The sequence below is a fragment of the Pseudomonas fluorescens genome, assembly GCF_000802965.1.
Taxonomy (GTDB): Bacteria; Pseudomonadota; Gammaproteobacteria; order Pseudomonadales; family Pseudomonadaceae; genus Aquipseudomonas; species Aquipseudomonas fluorescens_A.
Genome location: NZ_JSAK01000010.1, coordinates 60,981 through 82,259 on the forward strand (window position 1 = coordinate 60,981; position 21,279 = coordinate 82,259).

Below are 21,279 nucleotides of genomic sequence, written 5' to 3' on the forward strand. Positions count from 1 at the left end.
TAGCACTACTTTTGTGTTGCCCGAGGCAGAGCGGGCGGTGTCATGGGCGACACTAGATTCAGTGCTTTGGGGTGTCAAGCATTCGAATGAAACAATTAAATGGCGTCAAATATGTAGCGGCTTGATGATTGGATCCACGTCATGTGTTCAAGCCGAATTGCTCTGCAACCTGTTATTTTTTCTGGAGGTTTATATTTTTAATTGAGAATTGAACTTTGTATCGAATTTTAGATAATTCTTAAATTACGACTAGAAAGATTAAATTGATATAAGTCACCCACAGTCGGGCTGGGGGGACGGGCTTCACTCATGCTTTGGCATCTTTCAAGGGCTCGCGCTATCCGTGCTGCATTGTTTCAAGCGATCCGAATCAGTAACGATGCCTTCGCTGAGATCAATATCGCCATTTGAATCAAGATAGATGTGCGTAGTGGACCATTTCGGGGATATATTGACGCAGTGCCGGAGATCCTTATCATTCCACCAAGAGATCTCCATGAAAAACTTCTCATCTGGAAACAAGAACCCATAATCCCGTGTACTGCTGCCTGGGGGAAGGCGCCCTTTGTAAATCCGGTGCTGTACATTCCAGATGAACCGCAGTTCATCCACGCCGTTCTTGGAGTAATGGACCGTTGCAGCAGGCAGCACAATAATTCGCCAGAGGACAATCATCAAAAACAGCAGCAGGGGAATTAATAGCGGTAGCAGCAGAATCCATAGCCACCGAATGTAACGTAAACTGGATTTACTTGCTGAGGTGGACACGGACTCCACCCCCCAATTTTATCGAGCAATTCCCAACACTTCATTCATGATGATCAACGCTATTGTCAGAAGCCAATTTTGGCGCCTATCAGGGGCGCGCGGTATCCGTGATACATTGTTTCAAGCGATTCAAATCAGTGCCGCTGGTTTCGCTGAGATCAATATCGCCATTGGCATCAAGATAGATATCCGTATTAGGCCACTTCGGAGTTATGTTTACGCAATGGGCGCGAACATTTTTACTCCACCAGGAGATTTCCATAAAAAATTTATCATCCGGAAATAGATGGCCGTTATCGACTGTGCCTCCGCCGGGCTGCATTCCTCCTTTGTATACCCGATCCTGGACATTCCAAATATATCTGAGCTCCTCCTTTCCACTCTCAGGATAGTGGATAGTTACCGTAGGTAATGCAATATCCCAATGACTGATGGCCAGATACACAACTGGAATCCACAACCACTTTTTGAGAGATCTACCTCTTTTACGTACAGGAGTGAACACGTACTCCATCCCCCCAGTTTTCAGGTGCAACTGCCAGCACTTCGCTCATAATGATCTGAGCTGTTACCCCGCCGCTAGCGTATCGACTGGCGAGTTTCACACCGATACTTATTGCCACCCTATCAGCTATATCGTCAAATGCCCGCATCCCATCAAATAGATTCGCAGTTAAATGCGGACCTGGGTACTTCTTACTGTCTTCAATCCACCGTTTTGTGTCCGAGCCAATTTGTTCAACTCCAGCACCATCCAACAATACGCTTTCTGAAAGCCCACCTGCTATACCGACGTATCCATAATGGATGTTCGACCAAATATCGTAGTAATACTCGTATAGGCCCTGCTTGTGCCTGACGTCATCGTCGTACATCGCCCTCAGCTTCGGCTTGTGATCCCACTCCATATTTTGACCCACTTGCTTAGTCCAGATCGCCATCGCCTGAAGCTTTTGTGTCCATTCTATGCCATTGAAAATTCGGTGGTCCGGCCAGCCTGGCGTGCCAGGGTAACGACCGAAACTTCCTGGCTTCTGCGCTGCTGTCGTAGCTCAACAGCTCTTTCATTTTCAACACGGCCGGATGCTTGATGTTCCGATTCATCTCACCAGCGATGTAGCTGGCCAGCGCTTCCATTTGGTCTGGATGGTTACAGACTTTACTTGCACCAAGGTCGCCGAGTGGGGAAGCGACTTTATCTGCCAGCTTCGGATCCACCACCTGGGGCCTGGTTGTAAAGCTGTTAGCAACCGGGGTCGCGGGTGAGCTTGCGACCCCGGTGGCCGGCTGCGCAGAGGCTTCATTGCTTTCATAGGTGGCCGTGAGCACCGCGGGGATCAGTCGGGCTCTACAGGGGCAATTGCTGTAACTGTCCAGCGTACCAGCCATGGCCTTTCCATGACTGATCATATGCGAAACGCCACCGACAATCCGATAGGTCTTCCCGTCTTTTCCACAGGTGACGCGATCACCATCGCGGGTGTGGGCAATGCCATACATCATGATCCGGGTGTCACCATCGAGAACCTTGCCACCACAGGTAGTTCGGTCATTCAAACCGATGAAATGTCCTTCTCTCATTGAATTTCTTCTCCATGAAGTCCGGCCGAAGGTTTACGACCTTGGGTTGTGACCGTCAGCTGCCTGATCATTCAAGTAGGCAACTGCGTGGCTTCATCGCTCAGTCCGCGATAGAGGCAGAAAATCTTCGGCGGTCGACACACCTTCACGCGCGATAAACAAGAAGCCGTCTTGCAGCGTATTGATGATCTCGTCGCCATTGCTGAGTACGCTGCCGACCAGCGCCACATCATTGTTGCCTTGCCCGGCGCCCGTGATGATCTGCGCCGTACTGCCATCGGCATACAGGACGTAGTCGCCTTTGCGCGCTGCGCGCACCGCCCGCCCATCTTCCAGTTTGAATTCCAGCGGCCCCGTCCCTTGCTGGATCACACCGCCGTTACGAGTGTGGCTACCCTCTGTGGCGCACCGGAAAATGGCGATAGCGGGATGGGTGTCGATGTAAGCCTGCTGCTCACAAACAACCGCCCGGGCCTGTTCACTGAATTGCGCAATTCGCTGTTCAGTGAAATGAGGTTTGTCCAGACTGCGCAGATACTCTGGAGAAATATCGTTGGTATACGAGGGCTGCAAGAGTGCATTCATTTCAAACTCCCTATTCCTGGAAGGTGTTCAGAAATGATGCAATGGACGCTGACAGCGTTGCGACTCCCACAGCGAGGTCAAAAAGACGATTAAGAAGTTTCGTCAAAAGAAACAATCCTTTTCCTACAAGAGTGTTTCCAAGGTTGAGTTATTCGGGAAGAAAAGTCTGAAAGGCGCACAAACAAAAACGCCCCGACCTAAGTCGGGGCGTTTTCATGTGCAGCTAAGGCTTAGCGAGGGAATGCTGGCGGGTTTACACCGGCCATGTCTTCCATCACGCGAACCACCTGGCAGCTGTAACCGAATTCGTTGTCGTACCAGACGTACAGAACAACGCGGTTATCCTGGGTGATGGTCGCCTCTGCGTCCACAACACCAGCATGGCGCGAGCCAACGAAGTCAGTGGAAACCACTTCCTGCGAATTGACGTAGTCGATTTGCTTATGCAGATCGGAGTGCATGGCCATCTGGCGCAGGTACTCGTTGATCTCTTCGCGGGTGGTGGCCTTTTCCAGGTTCAGGTTCAGGATGGCCATCGACACGTTCGGCGTAGGAACGCGAATCGCGTTGCCGGTCAGCTTGCCCTTCAACACTGGCAGTGCCTTGGCGGCTGCGGTGGCGGCACCGGTTTCGGTGATGACCATGTTCAGCGGCGCGGCGCGGCCACGACGGCTGCCCTTGTGGAAGTTGTCGATCAGGTTCTGGTCGTTGGTGAACGAGTGAACGGTTTCAACGTGGCCGTTGACGATGCCGTACTTGTCATTCACCGCTTTCAGCACCGGCACGATGGCGTTGGTGGTGCAGGAAGCGGCCGAGATGATCTTGTCTTCCGGGGTGATGTCGCCATGGTTGATGCCGTGAACGATGTTCTTCAGCGCGCCTTTACCAGGTGCGGTGAGGATCACGCGGGCAGCGCCCGGGCAGGCCAGGTGCTGACCCAGACCGTCGGCGTCGCGCCATACACCGGTGTTGTCGACGATCAGAGCGTTTTCGATGCCGTACTGGGTGTAGTCGACTTCAGCCGGGCTCTTGGCGTAGATAACCTGGATCAGGTTGCCGTTGGCGGTGATGGTGTTGTTGGCTTCATCGATGGTGATGGTGCCGTCGAACGGACCATGCACCGAGTCACGACGCAGCAGGCTGGCACGTTTGACCAGATCGTTCTCGGCGCCCTTGCGGACAACGATGGCGCGCAGACGCAGGCCGTCGCCACCACCGGTTTTCTCGATCAGGATGCGCGCCAGCAGACGGCCGATACGACCGAAGCCGTACAGGACAACGTCGGTGCCTTTGCGGGCGGAAGCGTTCTGCTGGCCAACCACGTCGGCCATTTCATCACGGACGAACTGCTCGGCAGTACGGCCATTGGCTTCAGCCTTGAATTTGGAGGCCAGCTTGCCCAGGTCTACCGAAGCGGCGCCGAGCTTGAGCTCGCTCATCGCTTTGAGCAGCGGGAATGTTTCGTGGACGGACAGCTCGCTGTCGTCGGACTGACGGTGACGAGCAAAGCGGTGAGCTTTGAGAATCGCAATGACTGAACGATTGATCAGGCTGCGGCCATAGATCGAGCTCACCACGTTGTTATTGCGGTAGAGCTGACCGATAAGCGGAATCATCGCTTCTGCGAGTGCTTCACGGTCGATCCATTCACCAAGACACTGGTCGGGCTTCTGAGTCACGGGAACCTTCCACATGTAGGGGCAGAAAAAAGGGGCTACATTATGCCGCCGAGTGACTCGTGTAGCAATGCGCGCTTGTCGCTCTTCCCGTAACAAAATCCCGATCAAAAAAATTACGCCTCGCTGAAGCCCAATAAAACCGCGGCCTCCAGCATCGTCAATTTTTTGGGGACAGCGCAACCTTGTCCGTAACCATCCGTAACACTGGTTGTTTTTGCCACTACATATTCGCCAGATTTCACTAAAAAACGCCGCGATTTTGTCTTTACCACTACATTTCGCCTTACCCGCGTAATAGACACATCTGCAACTGACAGCCGGCACCCGAGGCCGCTACAATTACCGACTTTGTCGCAACGCTTGGAGCTCAACCTTCCGTGCCCGTTCTGCGTCTACCGCTTCTCCCTGCCGCGGCAGGTAAACAGCACTGGGGCAACCTGCCCGGTGCCGCCCTGAGCCTGGCCATTGCCGAGGCCGCCAGCGCTGCCAAGCGCTTTACCCTGCTGCTGACCGCCGACAGCCAAAGCGCCGAACGGCTGGAACAGGAGCTGAGTTTCTTCGCCCCGGATTTGCCTGTACTGCATTTCCCCGACTGGGAAACCCTGCCCTACGACCTGTTCTCGCCGCACCAGGACATCATTTCCCAGCGTATCTCGGCACTTTATAGATTGCCGGAGCTGAGTCATGGCGTGCTGGTGGTGCCGATCACCACCGCCCTGCACCGTCTGGCGCCGACCAAGTTTTTGCTCGGCAGCAGCCTGGTGCTGGATGTCGGCCAGAAGCTCGACGTCGAGCAAATGCGCACCCGCCTCGAAGCCACCGGTTATCGCTACGTCGATACCGTATATGAACATGGCGAATTCACCGTGCGCGGCTCGCTGATCGATCTGTTTCCGATGGGCAGCAAACTGCCATACCGGATCGACCTGTTCGACGACGAAATCGAAACCCTGCGCACCTTTGACCCGGAAAACCAGCGCTCCATCGACAAGGTCGACTCGGTCAAGCTGCTGCCGGCCAAGGAATTCCCGCTGCAGAAAGAAGCGGTCACCCGTTTCAAGGCGCGGTTCCGCGAGCGGTTCGATGTCGACTTCCGTCGCTGCCCGATCTTTCAGGACTTGAGCAGCGGGATTACCCCGGCCGGTATCGAGTACTACTTGCCGCTGTTCTTCGAAGAAACCTCGACCCTGTTCGATTACCTGCCCCAGGACACGCAAGTGTTCTCGCTGCCAGGCATCGAACAGGCCGCCGAGAACTTCTGGAACGACGTGCGCAATCGCTATGAAGAGCGGCGTGTTGATCCGGCCCGTCCTTTATTGCCGCCCGCCGAACTGTTCCTGCCGGTAGAAGACTGCTTCGCGCGCCTGAAAAACTGGCCGCGGGTGGTGGCGAGCCAGCAGGACTTGGAAAGCGGCGCCGGCCGCGAACGCTTCCCCGCGCGCGAACTGCCGAACCTGGCCATCGAAGCCAAGGCCACCCAGCCATTGGCGGCACTGGCCGGTTTCCTCGACGAGTTCCCCGGTCGCGTGCTGTTCACCGCCGAGTCCGCGGGCCGACGCGAAGTGCTGCTGGAACTGCTGGAACGCTTGAAACTGCGACCGAAAACCGTCGACAGCTGGCCTGACTTTGTTGCCGGCAAAGAGCGCCTGGCGATCACCATCGCGCCACTGGATGAAGGTCTGGTGCTGGACGATCCGGCCCTGGCGCTGGTTGCCGAAAGTCCATTGTTCGGGCAGCGCGTGATGCAGCGCCGTCGCCGCGAAAAACGTGCCGACGCCAATAACGACGCGGTCATCAAGAACCTTACCGAGCTGCGCGAAGGCGCACCGGTGGTGCACATCGATCACGGCGTCGGTCGCTACCTCGGTCTCGCGACTTTGGAGATCGACAGCCAGACCGCCGAATTCCTCGCCCTGGAATACGCCGAGGGCGCCAAGCTCTACGTGCCGGTGGCCAACCTGCATTTGATCGCCCGCTACACCGGCAGCGACGATGCACTCGCCCCGCTGCACCGCCTCGGTTCCGAGACCTGGCAGAAAGCCAAGCGCAAAGCCGCCGAACAGGTGCGCGACGTCGCGGCCGAGTTGCTCGACATCTATGCCCGCCGCGCCGCCCGTGAAGGCTATGCCTTCGCCGACCCGAAAGCCGATTACGCCACGTTCAGCGCCGGTTTTCCGTTCGAAGAAACCCCGGACCAGCAAACCACCATCGAAGCCGTGCGCGAAGACATGCTCGCGCCCAAGCCGATGGATCGCCTGGTGTGCGGCGACGTCGGCTTCGGCAAGACCGAAGTGGCCATGCGCGCTGCATTCATTGCCGTGCACGGCGGCCGCCAGGTAGCGATTCTGGTGCCGACCACCCTGCTCGCCCAACAACACTACAACAGCTTCCGCGACCGCTTCGCCGACTGGCCGGTGACCGTGGAAGTGATGAGTCGCTTCAAGTCGACCAAGGAAGTGAACGCTGCCGTCGCCGATCTCGCCGAAGGCAAGATCGACATCGTCATCGGTACGCACAAGCTGCTGCAGGACGACGTGAAGATCAAAAACCTCGGCCTGGTGATCATCGACGAGGAACACCGTTTCGGTGTGCGTCAGAAAGAACAGCTCAAGGCCCTGCGCAGTGAAGTCGACATCCTGACCCTGACCGCCACGCCGATTCCGCGCACGCTGAACATGGCCGTGTCGGGCATGCGCGACCTGTCGATCATCGCCACGCCACCGGCCCGACGCCTGTCGGTGCGGACCTTCGTCATGGAGCAGAACAAGAGCACGGTCAAAGAGGCCTTGCTCCGTGAGCTGCTGCGTGGCGGCCAGGTTTATTACCTGCACAACGACGTGAAGACCATCGAGAAATGCGCCGCCGACCTCGCCGAACTGGTGCCGGAAGCACGGATCGGCATCGGCCACGGGCAGATGCGCGAACGCGAACTCGAACAGGTGATGAGCGACTTCTACCACAAGCGCTTCAACGTGTTGATCGCCTCGACCATCATCGAGACCGGCATCGACGTGCCGAGCGCCAACACCATCATCATCGAGCGTGCCGACAAATTCGGCCTGGCACAGCTGCACCAGTTGCGCGGCCGCGTTGGACGCAGCCACCACCAGGCGTACGCCTACCTGCTGACGCCACCGCGCCAGCAAATCACTGCGGACGCGGAAAAACGCCTGGAAGCGATTGCCAACACCCAGGACCTTGGCGCGGGCTTCGTGCTTGCCACCAACGACCTGGAAATCCGTGGTGCCGGCGAACTGCTCGGTGATGGTCAGAGCGGGCAGATCCAGGCCGTTGGATTCACTCTGTACATGGAAATGCTCGAGCGCGCGGTGAAGTCTATCCGCAAGGGCGAGCAACCGAACCTCGATCAACCGCTGGGCGGGGGTCCGGAAGTCAACTTGCGCGTACCGGCGTTGATTCCCGAAGACTATCTGCCGGACGTTCACGCACGGCTGATTCTCTACAAGCGCATCGCCTCGGCCAGCGATGAGGAAGGCCTCAAGGATCTGCAAGTGGAGATGATCGACCGTTTCGGCCTGTTGCCGGAGCCGACCAAGAATCTGATGCGCATCACTGCGCTGAAATTGCAGGCGGAGTTGCTGGGCATCAAGAAAGTCGATGGCGGCCCGCAGGGTGGTCGAATCGAGTTTGCGACGCAGACGCCGGTCGACCCGCTGACGCTGATCAAGCTGATCCAGAGCCAGCCAAAACGCTACAAATTCGAAGGGGCCACGATGTTTAAGTTCCAGGTTCCGATGGAGCGCCCGGAAGAGCGCTTTAATACTGTAGAGGCGCTGTTCGAGCGCCTCATTCCGAAAACTGCTTGAAGGACGCCGCATGCGCCTGTTTCGCTCACTGACCTTATTGATGACGTTGGTCGCACCCTCGGTATTTGCCGATGATCTGTATCAGATTGAAATGATTCTGGTGCGGCAGAATGCCGTGCCGGCGATTGTCAGCCGTGCCGCGCCGGAAGACTGGGCCGCTGGCGCGCAAGCCGTCAGCCCCGACAGCCTGCGAACGCCGAGCCTCAATGGCGAAGTGGAAAAGCTGACCGCCAGCAATGAATACACCGTGCTACTGCACAAAGCCTGGCAACAAAACCTCGGCGAGGAAGCCACCAAAGTCGCGATCAGCGACGGCAAGGAACAATATGGTCAGTTCCCGATCGAGGGTACGCTGAGCATGAAACTGGGGCGCTTCACCGACGTCGATGCGGATTTCTGGGTCAACCAAATCGACGTCAACGGTATGGTCACCGCTAGCGAACGCCTGAAGCAGGAAAGCCACACCAAGAACGGCCAGTTGAACTTCCTCGACAACGGCCACCTCGGCCTGCTGATCAAGATCACCTCGCTGACCGCCCCTGCACCCCGAGCAGCTCCCGAAGAAATTCCGGACTGATTGACTCTTATGTCAGCGACCCTGAGCAAACCCCTGGCACCATCCTGGGTCAGCCGATTCAAAGAACAGAGCCTGGAGCGTGGCCGCCGCTACGCTCTGGAGAACCGCGTCAGGATCGTCGAGGCCGGCGACGCCACCATCATCGCGGCTTGCGAAGGCTCTGGCGGTAACGTTTACCGTCAGACCATTCGCCTGCGCGAGTCGGCTAAAGGCACTTTGCTGATGGTCGACGCCACCTGCTCTTGCCCGGTCCACAGCAACTGCAAACACTGTGCGGCGGTATTGCTCCAGGTGCAGGAAACCCTCGATTACCCCGCCGCCGCCAAAGACGCCGAGCTTCTGGAAAAACTCCAGGCCGTATTGGAAAACCGAAATCCGAAAGCGCCGCCGCAAGTGCTGGTGGATAACGTGCAACCGGTACCGCGCCTGTGGCTGGCGAGTATCGAGTTCAGCGCTTTCGAACCGCGCAATGGCAGGATGCAACGCTACATCCAGCACCGTGCGGCGCTGTCCTTCAGCTATCTGGATGAATACGTTTCCGGGCAGAAAAACACTGACATCCTGATTCGTCAGGAGACACAGACACTGCGGATAAAACGTCACCCGGAAGTGGAACAGTCCTACAGGGAACAGCTGCGAATCCTCGGCTTCAAAATCGCCACCCGCCAAAGCAAAGCCTTGCCGGAAAGTGCTGGCGAACTGTTTGAGATGGTCAACGACAGCGCCTGGCTGACCTTCACCCTCAACGAGCTGCCGAAGCTGCGCACCCAGGGCTGGGAGCTGCAAATCAACGAGGACTTCGGTTTCGACCTGACCGCCGTCGACGACTGGTACGCCACCGTCGAACAGGCGCCGGAGCGCGACTGGTTTGACCTGGAGCTTGGCATCATCGTCAACGGCGAACGGCTGAGTCTGCTGCCGATCCTGCTGAATTTGATGCGCTCTCACACCGAAATCCTCAACCCGGAACGCCTCGCCCGGCGGCGCGACGACGAGCTGATTCTGGTGAACATTCCCAACCGACCGAACTCCGAGTACGGACCTCTGCAAGTCGCCCTGCCCTTCGGCCGTTTGAAACCGGTGCTGGCGACACTCGGCGAGTTCTATCTGCAAGAGCCCGGCGAAACCACCTTACGCTTGAGCAAGGCTGATGCCACGCGTCTGAATCCGTTGGAAGACCTGCCGCTGCTGTGGGAAGGCGGCGAACAGATTCGCAGCTTTGCCCAGCGCCTGCGGGACATCAAGGACTACACCGCCACAGTGCCGGAAGGCTTGAATGCGACGCTGCGCCCGTATCAGCTGGAAGGCCTGAGCTGGATGCAGTCGCTGCGGCAGCTGGAAGTCGGCGGGATCCTTGCGGATGACATGGGCCTGGGTAAAACCCTACAAACCCTGGCGCACGTTCTTACCGAAAAAAACGCCGGACGCCTCGACCGGCCGTGCATGGTGGTGATGCCTACCAGTTTGATCCCCAACTGGCTCGACGAAGCAGCGCATTTCACACCGCAACTCAAAGTGCTGGCGCTCTACGGCGCCAGTCGCAAAAAACATTTCGAGCATCTGGCCGATTACGACCTGATCCTGACCACCTACGCATTGCTGCCCAAAGACGTCGAACGCCTGGCGGCGCAGCCGTTGCACATATTGGTGCTGGATGAAGCGCAGTACATCAAGAACCCGAACAGTAAGGCCGCCCAGGCTGCGCGCGAGCTGAATGCCCGTCAGCGACTGTGCCTGAGTGGCACACCTCTGGAAAACCACCTGGGCGAACTGTGGTCGCTGTTTCACTTCTTGCTGCCCGGTTGGCTTGGCGATGTAAAAAGCTTCAACCGCGACTACCGCGTGCCGATTGAAAAGCGCACCAGCGAAGTCAGACTTCAGCACCTCAATGGTCGGATCAAACCCTTCCTGCTGCGTCGCACCAAGGAACAGGTCGCCACCGAGTTGCCGCCAAAAACCGAGATCATCCATTGGGTCGAACTCAATGAAGCGCAACGCGACGTGTACGAAACCATGCGCCTGGCCATGGACAAGAAAGTCCGCGACGAGATCACCCGCAAAGGCGTGGCACGCAGTCAGATCATCATTCTTGAAGCGCTGCTGAAATTGCGCCAGGTGTGCTGCGACTTACGCCTGGTCAACGACGCCACCCCGCCGGCTCGCGGCAGTACGTCGGGCAAGCTCGATAGCTTGATGGAAATGCTCGAAGAGCTGTTCGAGGAAGGCCGGCGGATTCTGCTGTTCTCGCAGTTCACGTCGATGCTGGCGCTGATCGAGGTCGAACTGAAGAAGCGCGGTGTTGAATACGCCTTGCTGACTGGGCAGACCCGGGACCGACGTTCGCCGGTGAAAGACTTCCAGAGCGGCAAGCGTCAGATTTTTCTGATCAGCTTGAAGGCTGGTGGCGTAGGTTTGAACCTGACGGAAGCAGACACGGTGATTCATTACGATCCGTGGTGGAATCCGGCGACGGAAAATCAGGCGACCGACCGGGCCTACCGCATCGGGCAAGAGAAACCGGTGTTTGTTTACAAATTGATTGCGCGCGGCACGGTTGAAGAAAAAATTCAGCACCTGCAAAAGGAAAAATCCGACCTTGCGGCGGGCGTGCTGGATGGGCGTCAGGCGGGGGACTGGAAAATGCAGAATGATGACATTGAGGCGTTGTTTGCGCCGTTGCCGGATAAGCTGGAGAAGCGCTGAGTTCAGCGCCTGACAAATCGCTATCGAGGGCGAGCCACGCTCCTACAGGGTCGGTGCTGGTCACAAATTCTGTGATCGACTCGATACCTGTGGGAGCTGGCTTGCCAGCGATAGGTTCAACTCGGTGCTGTAGTCTGACTCAACCCTTGAGCACTCGCGCCAACGTCGACTTCACCTTGCCCATCCCGTCATGCAAGGCCTGCTCGATCTCGGCCATGGTAATCACCGCCGTCGACTTGCCCGCTGCCGGGTTCACCACCAGCGCCAGACACGCGTAATCCAGTTCCAGCTCACGAGCGAGGGCCGCTTCCGGCATGCCGGTCATGCCGACGATGTCACAACCGTCACGCTCCAGCCTGGCGATTTCAGCGACGGTTTCCAGCCGTGGGCCCTGGGTGCAGGCATACACACCATGACTGCTGTAGCCAACGCCTTCAGCCGCCAGCGCCGCGATCAATTGCTGACGCAGCGGCTCGCTGTACGGGTAGCTGAAGTCGATGTGGGTGACCTGCTCCAGGTCATCGGCGAAATAGGTGTGCTCGCGACCGCTGGTGTAGTCGATCAACTGATGCGGGACGCAGAAATGCCCGGTCCCCATCGCAGAATGAATTCCACCCACCGCGTTGACCGCGAGAATTGCCTCGGCCCCGGCTTGCTTCAGCGCCCAGAGATTGGCGCGGTAATTCACCTGATGGGGCGGAAAACGGTGCGGGTGACCGTGACGGGCGAGGAACAGCACTTCCTTGCCAGCGTACTCGCCGATCTGCACTTCGGCGGAAGGCGCGCCGTAAGGGGTGTCCACCGCCAATGACTGACGAATGCTCAGGCCTTCGAGTTGAGTCAGGCCGGTGCCACCGATAATCGCGTAAACCGTCATAACGAACAGTCCTTAATCAATCAATTGAGCTTCTTTGAGCGCGCCGACGGCTGCCAGCCAACGCGGGTCTTGACGGTATTCAGTGCTCGCAAACGACTGACCACGCATGCGCGCAATGCGCTCGGAAGGCTTGACCTTCAGGCGCTGGGCCGCGCTCAGCGCCAGTTCGGCGGCAGCGCGATCGTTGCACACCAGGCCCATGTCGCATCCGGCGGTTAACGCTGCTTCAATGCGGCTGGCAGCATCGCCTACTACGTGGGCGCCGGCCATGGACAAGTCGTCACTGAAAATCACACCGTCGAATTGCAACTCACCGCGCAGGATATCCTGCAACCAACGACGGGAAAAACCGGCTGGCTGGGAATCGACTTGCGGGTAAATAACGTGCGCCGGCATGACCGCAGCCAGCTGCTTGCTCAATTTGGCGAAAGGCACCAGGTCATTGGCGCGAATCTGGTCGAGGCTGCGCTCATCGTTGGGGATTGCGACGTGGGAATCCGCTTCAGCCCAACCGTGACCGGGGAAATGCTTGCCGGTCGCGGCCATGCCGGCGCTGTTCATACCGCGGATAAATGCGCCTGCCAGCAGGGCTGCGCGCTCCGGGTCACCTTCGAACGAGCGGGTACCAACTACGGCGCTGCGCTGGTAATCGAGATCCAGCACCGGGGCAAAACTCAGATCCAGGCCTACGGCCAACACTTCGGTCGCCATGATCCAGCCACACTGCTCAGCCAGATACTCGGCATTGTGGTTATCGGCAATGGCACGCATGGCGGGCAATCGCACGAAGCCCTGACGCAGACGCTGCACCCGCCCGCCCTCCTGATCCACCGCCAGCAGCAGATCAGGACGAATGGCGCGAATCGAAGCGCTCAATTCGCGGACCTGACGCGGGTTTTCAATGTTGCGGGCGAAAATGATCAGACCGCCTACTTCGGGTTGACGCAGCAATTGGCGATCTTCAGCCGTCAGCCAGGTACCGGCGACGTCCACCATCAACGAGCCTTGCAGGCCAGCAGTCATAGAGATTCCTTGATAACGAAGAACCCGGCTCGCACGAATTCGCCGCCATGGGCGATGCCCGGCAGGTCGGCGATAAAAATTGGGAGCGGATTCAGAACGAGAGTCGACATGGGCGGCTAGCTTAGCGGATGTCAGCTGCCGCGCCCACCTGTGTGCGGTTAAACCTTGGCGGCAACCGGTGTCGACTTGCTGCGCGGACGCAACTGCGCGGCGGCCATGACCGTGTCGGTGACACCGGATTCGGCACGCATGCCAGCTGCCAGGAACGGCACCATCAGACGCATGACTTGCTCGATCGAGGTATTCACTCCGAAGTCGGTTTCGGCGATGGCGCGCAAGGCCTTGATACCGGACATGCTGAACGCCGCTGCACCTAGCATGAAGTGCACGCGCCAGAACAGTTCGATCGGCGGGATACGCGGCGCGGCTTCGTTGACCAGCATCATGTAACGGCGGAACACTTTCCCGTACATGTCTTCCAGATAACGACGCAAATGTCCTTGGCTCTGACTGAAGGCCAGCCCCAGCAAGCGCATGAAGATAGACAGATCGTTACCACTACGCGGTTGAACCACAAGGGCTTGCTCGACGAGGATCTCCAGCAGCTCCTCGAGCGTGGCCTTGTTCTCTGGCTTGGACTGTCGACGCTCCAGCTCTTTATCGAGGCTGATGCAGAATGGCCCGAGAAAACGCGAGAAGACCGCCTGAATCAGCGCCTTTTTCGAGCCGAAGTGATAATTCACCGCTGCCAGATTGACACCGGCCTTGCTGGTGATCAGACGCAACGAGGTTTCAGCGAAACCTTTTTCCGCGAACAACTGCTCGGCAGCATCGAGAATGCGTTCAACGGTTTCCGACTGGGCCATGGCTACTCCGCCTGACAAACACTTGTTTGAAACATACGTTTCAGCTTGTGTATTGTCAAGTCTGGCAGTTCTTTTTGGGAATGGTCGGTCAGCCATTTAACCACACAACCGCAAAGCTTCAATCAGCAGGCCGAACGACCGTCTAGCGGCGTGCAAAAAAAGGGGCATTGCCAAGACCGATTCACTGTATATAATCCCAGTCACTGTATAAAAAGACAGAGCGATCAATATGCTAAAGCTGACGCCACGCCAAGCAGAGATTCTGGCCTTCATCAAACGCTGCCTGGAAGACAATGGGTACCCGCCGACCCGCGCGGAAATCGCTCAGGAACTGGGGTTCAAATCGCCCAACGCTGCAGAAGAGCATCTCAAGGCACTTGCCCGCAAAGGCGCGATCGAGATGACTCCCGGGGCTTCGCGCGGCATTCGCATTCCCGGCTTCGAAGCCAAGGCCGATGACTCCAGCCTGCCGATCATTGGCCGTGTTGCCGCTGGCGCACCGATCCTTGCGCAACAGCATGTCGAAGAGTCCTGCAACATCAACCCTGCTTTCTTCCATCCGCGCGCCGACTACCTGCTGCGCGTCCATGGCATGAGCATGAAGGACGTTGGCATTTTCGACGGCGACCTGTTGGCCGTCCACACCACCCGTGAAGCCCGCAATGGCCAGATCGTGGTAGCACGAATCGGCGACGAAGTGACCGTCAAGCGCTTCAAGCGTGATGGCAGCAAGGTCTGGTTGATTGCCGAAAACCCTGAATTCGCTCCAATTGAAGTGAACCTTAAAGATCAGGAACTGGTGATCGAAGGCTTGAGTGTCGGCGTCATTCGCCGCTAAAGGAGGCTTTATGCAGTTCCCACATACATCACAGCAAGCTCAACTGCCGCTGTTCGAGGCATTCATGGCCCCGCCATTGGCGCCGATCCTGAAGGAAGTGGTCGAGTCGCCGTGGAGCGCCGAGCCAGAGGTCTTCAGTGAATTGTCTCTGCGTGGTGCAGCCGGGAACTGCCTGAACCTTCTGGCACCGATCCTCAGGGAATTAAGTCAGGATCAGGATGCGCGCTGGCTGACACTCATCGCCCCACCCGCCAGCCTGACTCAGGCCTGGTTGCGGGACGCCGGCCTCAACCGCGAACGCATTCTGCTGCTGCAACCGCGCGGCACCCAGAGCGCCCAGCAGTTGACATGCGAAGCCCTTCGTCTTGGTCGCAGCCACACGGTCGTCAGCTGGCTCAACCCACTGAGCACAAACGCTCGCCAACAGTTAATCAGCGCCGCCCGAACCGGGGACGCACAAAGCCTGAACATTAAATTGGGTTAACTGACAAACACTGCGCACATTGATCTGTGCAAGGCTTCTCTAAGGAGAGAGAAGCCGATACAAAGCTGTACCCGAAAAAACCGACGGGCGGGATCAATGAAGGACCCGCGACCCCTCGTCCTTCTCGAATTCGCCTTCAACCATGCGCCCCGCCATCTGAACGCCGACGCTCAACATCGCCTTGGCGACTTCAACGTGCTGGCCTTGCAGGAACGCTTTGGCGTCCTCGGAGAAATCCAAAGTAACCAGAGAACCCTCGTCCTCAGCTCTGCGCAGCTCAATACGGCCGTCTGGTAACTCGACAATTTCTAGAAAGGACGTTGGCATAAAGGTGTGTTCTCCACGAAAGGCAGGGATTATATAGGCATCAGCCAGGCTTCGCTCGGGATCTTGACCAGATGCCATCGCAAAGAAACATCTATTAGCAATCATCCCTGAACGGAAAGCTCTTGAAGCTATCCGTCATCCGCTCAATCCTTCAGCACTCGTTCAAGCCTTCGCGAAAACGGAGCGCCAGGCTTTTAAGGTTTTGACGCCAGCTCTCCAGCTCCTCACGACTCAGTTCTTGAGGCGCCTCTTCTTCATCCAGGTTTACCGCCAGGATCAGCGGCTGGGTCACATCGCCTTTTGGCTTGTGCGGCGCCCGAGGCGGCTGGAACAAGGTTGCATGGGCCGACAGAAGCTTGGCCAGCCAGGTTTCCGGATTGTTGGCCAGTTCGACCATCTCGGCCATTTCAGGAATGGCGATGGACTCCAGCACCTCGCGGGTCAGCAGCAGCTCCGCCCGAGGTGCATTGGCCTGAGGCAAGCGATAGAAACCGGCGATTTCGTGGCACAGCCCCAGCAGCGCTCCGTACAGATGAAACAACGCCGATTCGCGCCCAGCCTGAATCAGCGCCAGGGAGTTCATCGCCCGCCCCTCTTCTGCCTTGGCGAGTGCTTCCAGCGAAAGACCGGCGAAATAAATCTTCTGGTTAGTACGGGTATAGAGTTCGTGGGCCATGACGGCAGTCTCCACAACGAAATAATTGCTTCACGCAGGTCGCACAGTGTCGTGGATCAGCCAAGCTGACCGCAAGCTCAAAACAAAAAGGCCGCATGAAAACCCAAGGGTTGTCATGCGGCCTTTTGTTTGTGGCGAGAGAGCTTGCTCCCATTGGCCGACGAAGTCGGCCCATTATCAGCCTGCGCGCTTAAGCCTTCGCTGCTGGACGCTTGTCTTCAACCTTCCACTTACCGCCGTCGTAGAACGCCTTCCAGCCAGTCGGCTTACCGTCGACTTCTGTCTGGACGTACTGTTCCTTGGTCTTGCGGCTGTAGCGAATCACGGCTGGCAGACCATCCGGATCTTTCTTCGGCGCTTCACAAAGGAAGTGGTACTTCGGATCGATCTCATCCTTGTGCGGCACGATTTCCACAACCAGCGGAGCGCGGGTCTCGCGGTTTTTCGGGAACTGGCTGGCCGCCAGGAACAGGCCGGACGCACCGTCGCGCAGGATGTAGGTGTCGTTGACCTTTTCGCATTTCAGCTCAGGCATCTTCACCGGATCCATCTTCGGCGGCGCCGCATCACCGCTTTTCAGCAGTTTGCGAGTGTTCTTGCACGTCGGGTTGGTGCATCCGAAGAACTTGCCGAAACGACCGGTCTTGAGCTGCATCTCGCTGCCGCACTTGTCGCACTCCAGGCTCGGACCTTCGTAGCCCTTGATTCGATAGGTGCCCTCTTCGATTTCGTAGCCATTGCAATCCGGATTGTTACCGCAGATGTGCAGCTTGCGCTTTTCGTCGAGTAGGTAAGCATCCATCGCTGTGCTGCAGATCGGGCAGCGATGCTTGCCACGCAGTACCAGCGATTCCGATTCACCCTCGTCGTCCGCAGCGATTTCATCGCCCGGTACAAGATTGACGGTGGCCTTGCAGCGTTCTTTCGGCGGCAGGCTGTAACCCGAACAACCGAGGAACACACCGGTCGACGCGGTACGAATCTGCATCGGACGACCGCAGGTGGTACACGGAATATCGGTCATCACCGGCTGGTTGGCACGCATACCGTTTTCCGGGCTTTCGGCTACTTCGAGTTTTTTCTTGAAGTCACCGTAGAACTCGTCGAGCACGTTTTTCCAGTCGCGCTCGCCCTGAGCCACGTCATCGAGGTGCTCTTCCATGCCGGCGGTAAAGCCGTAGTCCATCAAGTTGGAGAAGCTTTCGGCCAGACGTTCGGTAACGATGTCACCCATCTTTTCGGAATAGAAACGACGGTTGTGCAGCGCGACGTAGCCACGATCCTGGATAGTCGAAATGATTGCTGCGTAGGTCGAAGGACGACCGATACCGCGTTTTTCCATTTCTTTTACCAGGCTGGCCTCCGAGTAACGCGCCGGCGGCTTGGTGAAGTGCTGGGTCGGATCAAGCTTGATCAGCTTCATCGCGTCACCCTGGGCCATGTCCGGCAGTACGTCGTCATCGCCCGGCTTGGCGATTTGCGGCATGACGCGGGTGTAACCGTCGAACTTCAGGATGCGGCCCTTGGCGCGCAGCTCGAAGTCGCCGGCACCGACGGTGACCGTGGTCGACAGGTATTGCGCCGGCAGCATCTGGCAGGCGAGGAACTGGCGCCAGATCAACTCGTAGAGGCGCTCAGCGTCCCGCTCCATGCCCGACAGCTTGCTAGGCTCGGTGTTGGCGTCGGATGGACGAATCGCTTCGTGAGCTTCCTGTGCGCCTTCCTTGCTGCTGTAGACGTTCGGGGTTTCCGGCAGGTATTTCTTGCCGAACTCACCTTCAATATAAGTACGCGCCATTGCCACGGCATCAACCGAGAGATTGGTCGAGTCGGTACGCATGTAAGTGATGTAGCCGGCTTCATACAGACGCTGAGCCATCATCATGGTTTTCTTCACACCGAAGCCCAGGCGGTTGCTCGCGGCCTGCTGCAGGGTGGAAGTGATGAACGGTGCCGACGGCTTGCTGCTGGTCGGCTTGTCTTCACGCTTGACGATGCTGTAGCTGGAAGCCTTGAGCTTCTCCAGCGCGGCCATGGCCTGGGCTTCGTTGAGCGGTTTGAAGGCTTCGCCTTTCTCGCGAGCGACGTCGAAACGTACGGTAGCGCCTTTGGCTGTGCCGAGGTCGGCGTGAACTTCCCAGTACTCTTCCGGGATGAACGCACGTATCTCGCGCTCACGTTCAACGACCAGCTTCACCGCAACCGATTGCACACGACCGGCGGACAGGCCACGGGCAATTTTGGCCCACAGCAGCGGGGAAACCATGTAGCCCACAACGCGGTCGAGGAAACGACGCGCCTGTTGGGCATTTACACGGTCGATGTCCAGCTCGCCCGGCTTGGAGAAGGCTTCCTGAATCGCCTTCTTGGTGATTTCGTTGAACACCACGCGCTTGTAGCGGGTGTCGTCACCACCGATGGCTTCGCGCAGGTGCCAGGCAATGGCTTCCCCCTCGCGGTCCAAGTCGGTTGCGAGATAGATGGTGTCAGCATCTTTGGCGAGCCGGCGCAGCTCTTCGATGACCTTTTCCTTGCCTGGAAGGATCTCGTACTTGGCTTTCCAGCCATGATCGGGATCGACCCCCATGCGAGCGACCAGCTGCTTGCGCGCCTTTTCTTTCGGCGACAAGGCCGGCGCTTCACCCGCAGCGGCCTTGCCGCGCTTGGCGGCTGGCTCTTTGCTGGCGCTAGCCGAACCGCTGGTGGGCAGGTCTCGGATATGGCCGATACTCGACTTCACCACGTATTCGTTGCCCAAATACTTGTTGATGGTCTTGGCCTTAGCCGGGGATTCCACAATGACCAGCGATTTGCCCATGGATCAGAAAATTCCTGAATTCTAGAAGTGAAAGGCGGTTGGCGCCTGACGCGGCACCGCTATATATAGTGGCTACAAGGTGAGGTCAAGCGCAGGGTATTGCGCGCACTCAGCTTATGGCTTGGAAAAAACACTCGGTTCAGCTTGCACCAAAGCAAAGCGTGGCACCTGCTCCCCGTCAACTTCGACCGACTCCAGGAACATGCTCAAGGGACGTACCCAAAAGCCGTAATCGCCATACAGGGCTTGGTAGAAGACCACTTCTTCTTCGGTTTCCGAATGCCGCGCAACGCTGAATACACGGTACTGCGGACCCTTGTAATGTTGATAGAGCCCAGGTTGTATCGGCATGCTTCGGCCCTCACTCAAATTTTTTCAAAATAAAAATAAAAATAAATCCGGAAAAACAAAAACCGGGGCACTTGGCCCCGGCTTCCGTCAGCGAAACGCTTAAACGCGTTCGAAGACGGTGGAGATGCCTTGGCCGAGACCAATGCACATGGTGGCTACCCCGAAGGTGCCGCCATTTTGCTTCATCACATTAAGCAAAGTGCCGGAGATACGCGCACCGGAGCAACCGAACGGGTGACCCAGGGCGATCGCGCCGCCGTGCAGGTTAACCTTCTCGTTCATCTTGTCGAGCACTTTCAGATCTTTCAGCACTGGCAGTGCCTGTGCGGCGAAAGCTTCGTTGAGCTCGAAGAAGTCGATATCGTTGATGCCAAGGCCCGCGCGCTTCAGTGCTTTTTGTGTGGCCGGTACTGGACCATAGCCCATGATTGCCGGATCCACACCTGCCACTGCCATCGAGCGAATCACCGCCAGAGGCTGGATGCCCAGGTCCTGTGCACGCTGCGCCGACATCACGATCATGCACGAGGCACCATCGGTGATCTGCGACGAAGTACCCGCTGTCACGGTGCCGCCCTTCGGGTTAAACGCTGGCTTCAATGCTGCCAGGCTTTCCAGGGTGGTTTCCGGACGAATGGTTTCGTCGTAGTCGAACAGTTTCAGGAAACCGTTCTCGTCGTAACCTTGCATCGGGATGATTTCGTCTTTGAACTTGCCTTCCACGGTCGCCTTGTGGGCGAGTTGGTGGGAGCGCACGCCGAAAGCGTCCTGTTGTTCGCGAGTGATGCCGTGCATCTTGCCCAGCATTTCAGCGGTCAGGCCCATCATGCCCGAGGCTTTTGCCGCGTACAGGGACATGTGCGGGTTCGGATCGACACCGTGCATCATGCTCACGTGGCCCATGTGCTCGACGCCACCAACCACGAACACGTCACCGTTGCCGGTCATGATCGCTTGTGCAGCGGTGTGCAGCGCGCTCATGGACGAGCCACACAGACGGCTGACGGTCTGGCCGGCCGAAGTGTGCGGGATCTGGGTCATCAGCGACGCCATGCGCGCGATGTTCCAGCCCTGCTCCAGGGTCTGGTTCACACAGCCCCAGATCACGTCTTCGACTTCGCTCGGGTCAACCTTGACGTTGCGTTCCAGCAGTTTGCTGATCAGGTGCGCCGACATGTCTTCGGCGCGGGTGTTGCGGTGCATGCCGCCCTTGGAGCGGCCCATCGGAGTACGACCGAAGTCGACAATCACGACGTCTCTAGGATTCAAGCTCATAAGTTCACTCTCACTCTAGTTGGG

At 57.7% G+C, this 21,279-nt stretch carries 19 protein-coding genes; 5 read left to right on the forward strand and 14 right to left on the reverse strand.

Annotated elements, in window-relative coordinates:
- Positions 1–324 precede the first annotated feature (324 nt).
- The 6 genes from NL64_RS09545 to NL64_RS09570 all read right to left on the reverse strand — a co-directional run bounded on the left by NL64_RS09545 (position 325) and on the right by NL64_RS09570 (position 4,628).
- Complete coding sequence (locus NL64_RS09545) at positions 325–768, reverse strand: hypothetical protein (RefSeq protein ID WP_253277076.1); 444 nt, start codon at positions 766–768, stop codon at positions 325–327.
- Positions 769–856: 88 nt separating this feature from the next.
- Positions 857–1,213, reverse strand: a complete 357-nt coding sequence (locus NL64_RS29500) for a hypothetical protein (protein ID WP_080757935.1) — start codon at positions 1,211–1,213, stop codon at positions 857–859.
- 40 nt (positions 1,214–1,253) lie between these two features.
- Positions 1,254–1,709 carry a polymorphic toxin type 44 domain-containing protein gene (locus tag NL64_RS30080; RefSeq protein WP_253277077.1) on the reverse strand — a complete coding sequence of 152 codons (456 nt, stop codon included), beginning with the start codon at positions 1,707–1,709 and terminating at the stop codon, positions 1,254–1,256.
- Entirely contained in the window at positions 1,693–2,349 is a 657-nt protein-coding gene (locus NL64_RS30975) for a PAAR domain-containing protein (RefSeq protein WP_367379615.1), read from the reverse strand. Before NL64_RS30975 ends, NL64_RS30080 begins: the two co-directional genes overlap by 17 nt.
- Positions 2,350–2,442: 93 nt before the next feature.
- Positions 2,443–2,934, reverse strand: coding sequence for a hypothetical protein (locus NL64_RS09565; protein WP_052321231.1), 492 nt, complete (start codon positions 2,932–2,934; stop codon positions 2,443–2,445).
- A 230-nt stretch (positions 2,935–3,164) separates the two neighbouring features.
- Entirely contained in the window at positions 3,165–4,628 is a 1,464-nt protein-coding gene (locus tag NL64_RS09570; RefSeq protein WP_034147890.1) for a glyceraldehyde-3-phosphate dehydrogenase, read from the reverse strand.
- Between the two features lie 362 nt (positions 4,629–4,990).
- On the opposite strand from NL64_RS09570, the gene mfd reads away from it, so the two are divergent.
- From mfd to NL64_RS09585, 3 genes are read left to right on the forward strand one after another with little or no spacing between them, the layout of a single operon-like run.
- The gene (gene mfd, locus NL64_RS09575) at positions 4,991–8,440 is read left to right on the forward strand and encodes a transcription-repair coupling factor (protein WP_034147891.1); all 3,450 of its coding nucleotides are present in this window, start codon (positions 4,991–4,993) and stop codon (positions 8,438–8,440) included.
- 10 nt (positions 8,441–8,450) lie between these two features.
- Complete coding sequence (locus NL64_RS09580; RefSeq protein ID WP_034147892.1) at positions 8,451–9,017, forward strand: CsiV family protein; 567 nt, start codon at positions 8,451–8,453, stop codon at positions 9,015–9,017.
- Between the two features lie 9 nt (positions 9,018–9,026).
- Positions 9,027–11,720: a DEAD/DEAH box helicase gene (locus tag NL64_RS09585; protein ID WP_034147893.1), complete on the forward strand. Its 2,694-nt coding sequence runs from the start codon at positions 9,027–9,029 to the stop codon at positions 11,718–11,720.
- 139 nt (positions 11,721–11,859) lie between these two features.
- On the opposite strand, the gene NL64_RS09590 is transcribed toward NL64_RS09585, so the two are convergent.
- The 3 genes from NL64_RS09590 to NL64_RS09600 form a co-directional block, all read right to left on the reverse strand.
- Positions 11,860–12,597, reverse strand: a complete 738-nt coding sequence (locus NL64_RS09590) for an S-methyl-5'-thioinosine phosphorylase (protein WP_034147894.1) — start codon at positions 12,595–12,597, stop codon at positions 11,860–11,862.
- A gap of 12 nt (positions 12,598–12,609) precedes the next feature.
- Entirely contained in the window at positions 12,610–13,620 is a 1,011-nt protein-coding gene (gene nagZ, locus NL64_RS09595; protein WP_034147895.1) for a beta-N-acetylhexosaminidase, read from the reverse strand.
- A gap of 158 nt (positions 13,621–13,778) precedes the next feature.
- Positions 13,779–14,486, reverse strand: a complete 708-nt coding sequence (locus NL64_RS09600) for a TetR/AcrR family transcriptional regulator (RefSeq protein ID WP_034147896.1) — start codon at positions 14,484–14,486, stop codon at positions 13,779–13,781.
- Positions 14,487–14,715: 229 nt separating this feature from the next.
- Here NL64_RS09600 and lexA point away from each other — a divergent pair, with 229 nt between their 5' ends.
- Positions 14,716–15,324, forward strand: a complete 609-nt coding sequence (gene lexA, locus NL64_RS09605; RefSeq protein WP_034147897.1) for a transcriptional repressor LexA — start codon at positions 14,716–14,718, stop codon at positions 15,322–15,324.
- A gap of 10 nt (positions 15,325–15,334) precedes the next feature.
- Positions 15,335–15,808, forward strand: a complete 474-nt coding sequence (gene sulA / locus NL64_RS09610; RefSeq protein ID WP_034147898.1) for an SOS-induced cell division inhibitor SulA — start codon at positions 15,335–15,337, stop codon at positions 15,806–15,808.
- Between the two features lie 93 nt (positions 15,809–15,901).
- On the opposite strand, the gene NL64_RS09615 is transcribed toward sulA, so the two are convergent.
- The 5 genes from NL64_RS09615 to fadA form a co-directional block, all read right to left on the reverse strand.
- Complete coding sequence (locus NL64_RS09615; protein ID WP_034148009.1) at positions 15,902–16,135, reverse strand: hypothetical protein; 234 nt, start codon at positions 16,133–16,135, stop codon at positions 15,902–15,904.
- A 151-nt stretch (positions 16,136–16,286) separates the two neighbouring features.
- Positions 16,287–16,811 carry a DUF6586 family protein gene (locus tag NL64_RS09620; protein WP_034147899.1) on the reverse strand — a complete coding sequence of 175 codons (525 nt, stop codon included), beginning with the start codon at positions 16,809–16,811 and terminating at the stop codon, positions 16,287–16,289.
- A 190-nt stretch (positions 16,812–17,001) separates the two neighbouring features.
- Positions 17,002–19,629 (reverse strand): type I DNA topoisomerase, encoded by a 2,628-nt coding sequence (topA, locus tag NL64_RS09625; protein WP_034147900.1) that lies wholly within the window; start codon positions 19,627–19,629, stop codon positions 17,002–17,004.
- Between the two features lie 114 nt (positions 19,630–19,743).
- Positions 19,744–19,980 (reverse strand): DUF1653 domain-containing protein, encoded by a 237-nt coding sequence (locus tag NL64_RS09630; RefSeq protein ID WP_034147901.1) that lies wholly within the window; start codon positions 19,978–19,980, stop codon positions 19,744–19,746.
- Positions 19,981–20,079: 99 nt separating this feature from the next.
- A complete protein-coding gene (gene fadA, locus NL64_RS09635) occupies positions 20,080–21,255 on the reverse strand; it encodes an acetyl-CoA C-acyltransferase FadA (protein ID WP_007933190.1) in 1,176 nt (391 codons plus the stop codon).
- Positions 21,256–21,279: the final 24 nt, after the last annotated feature.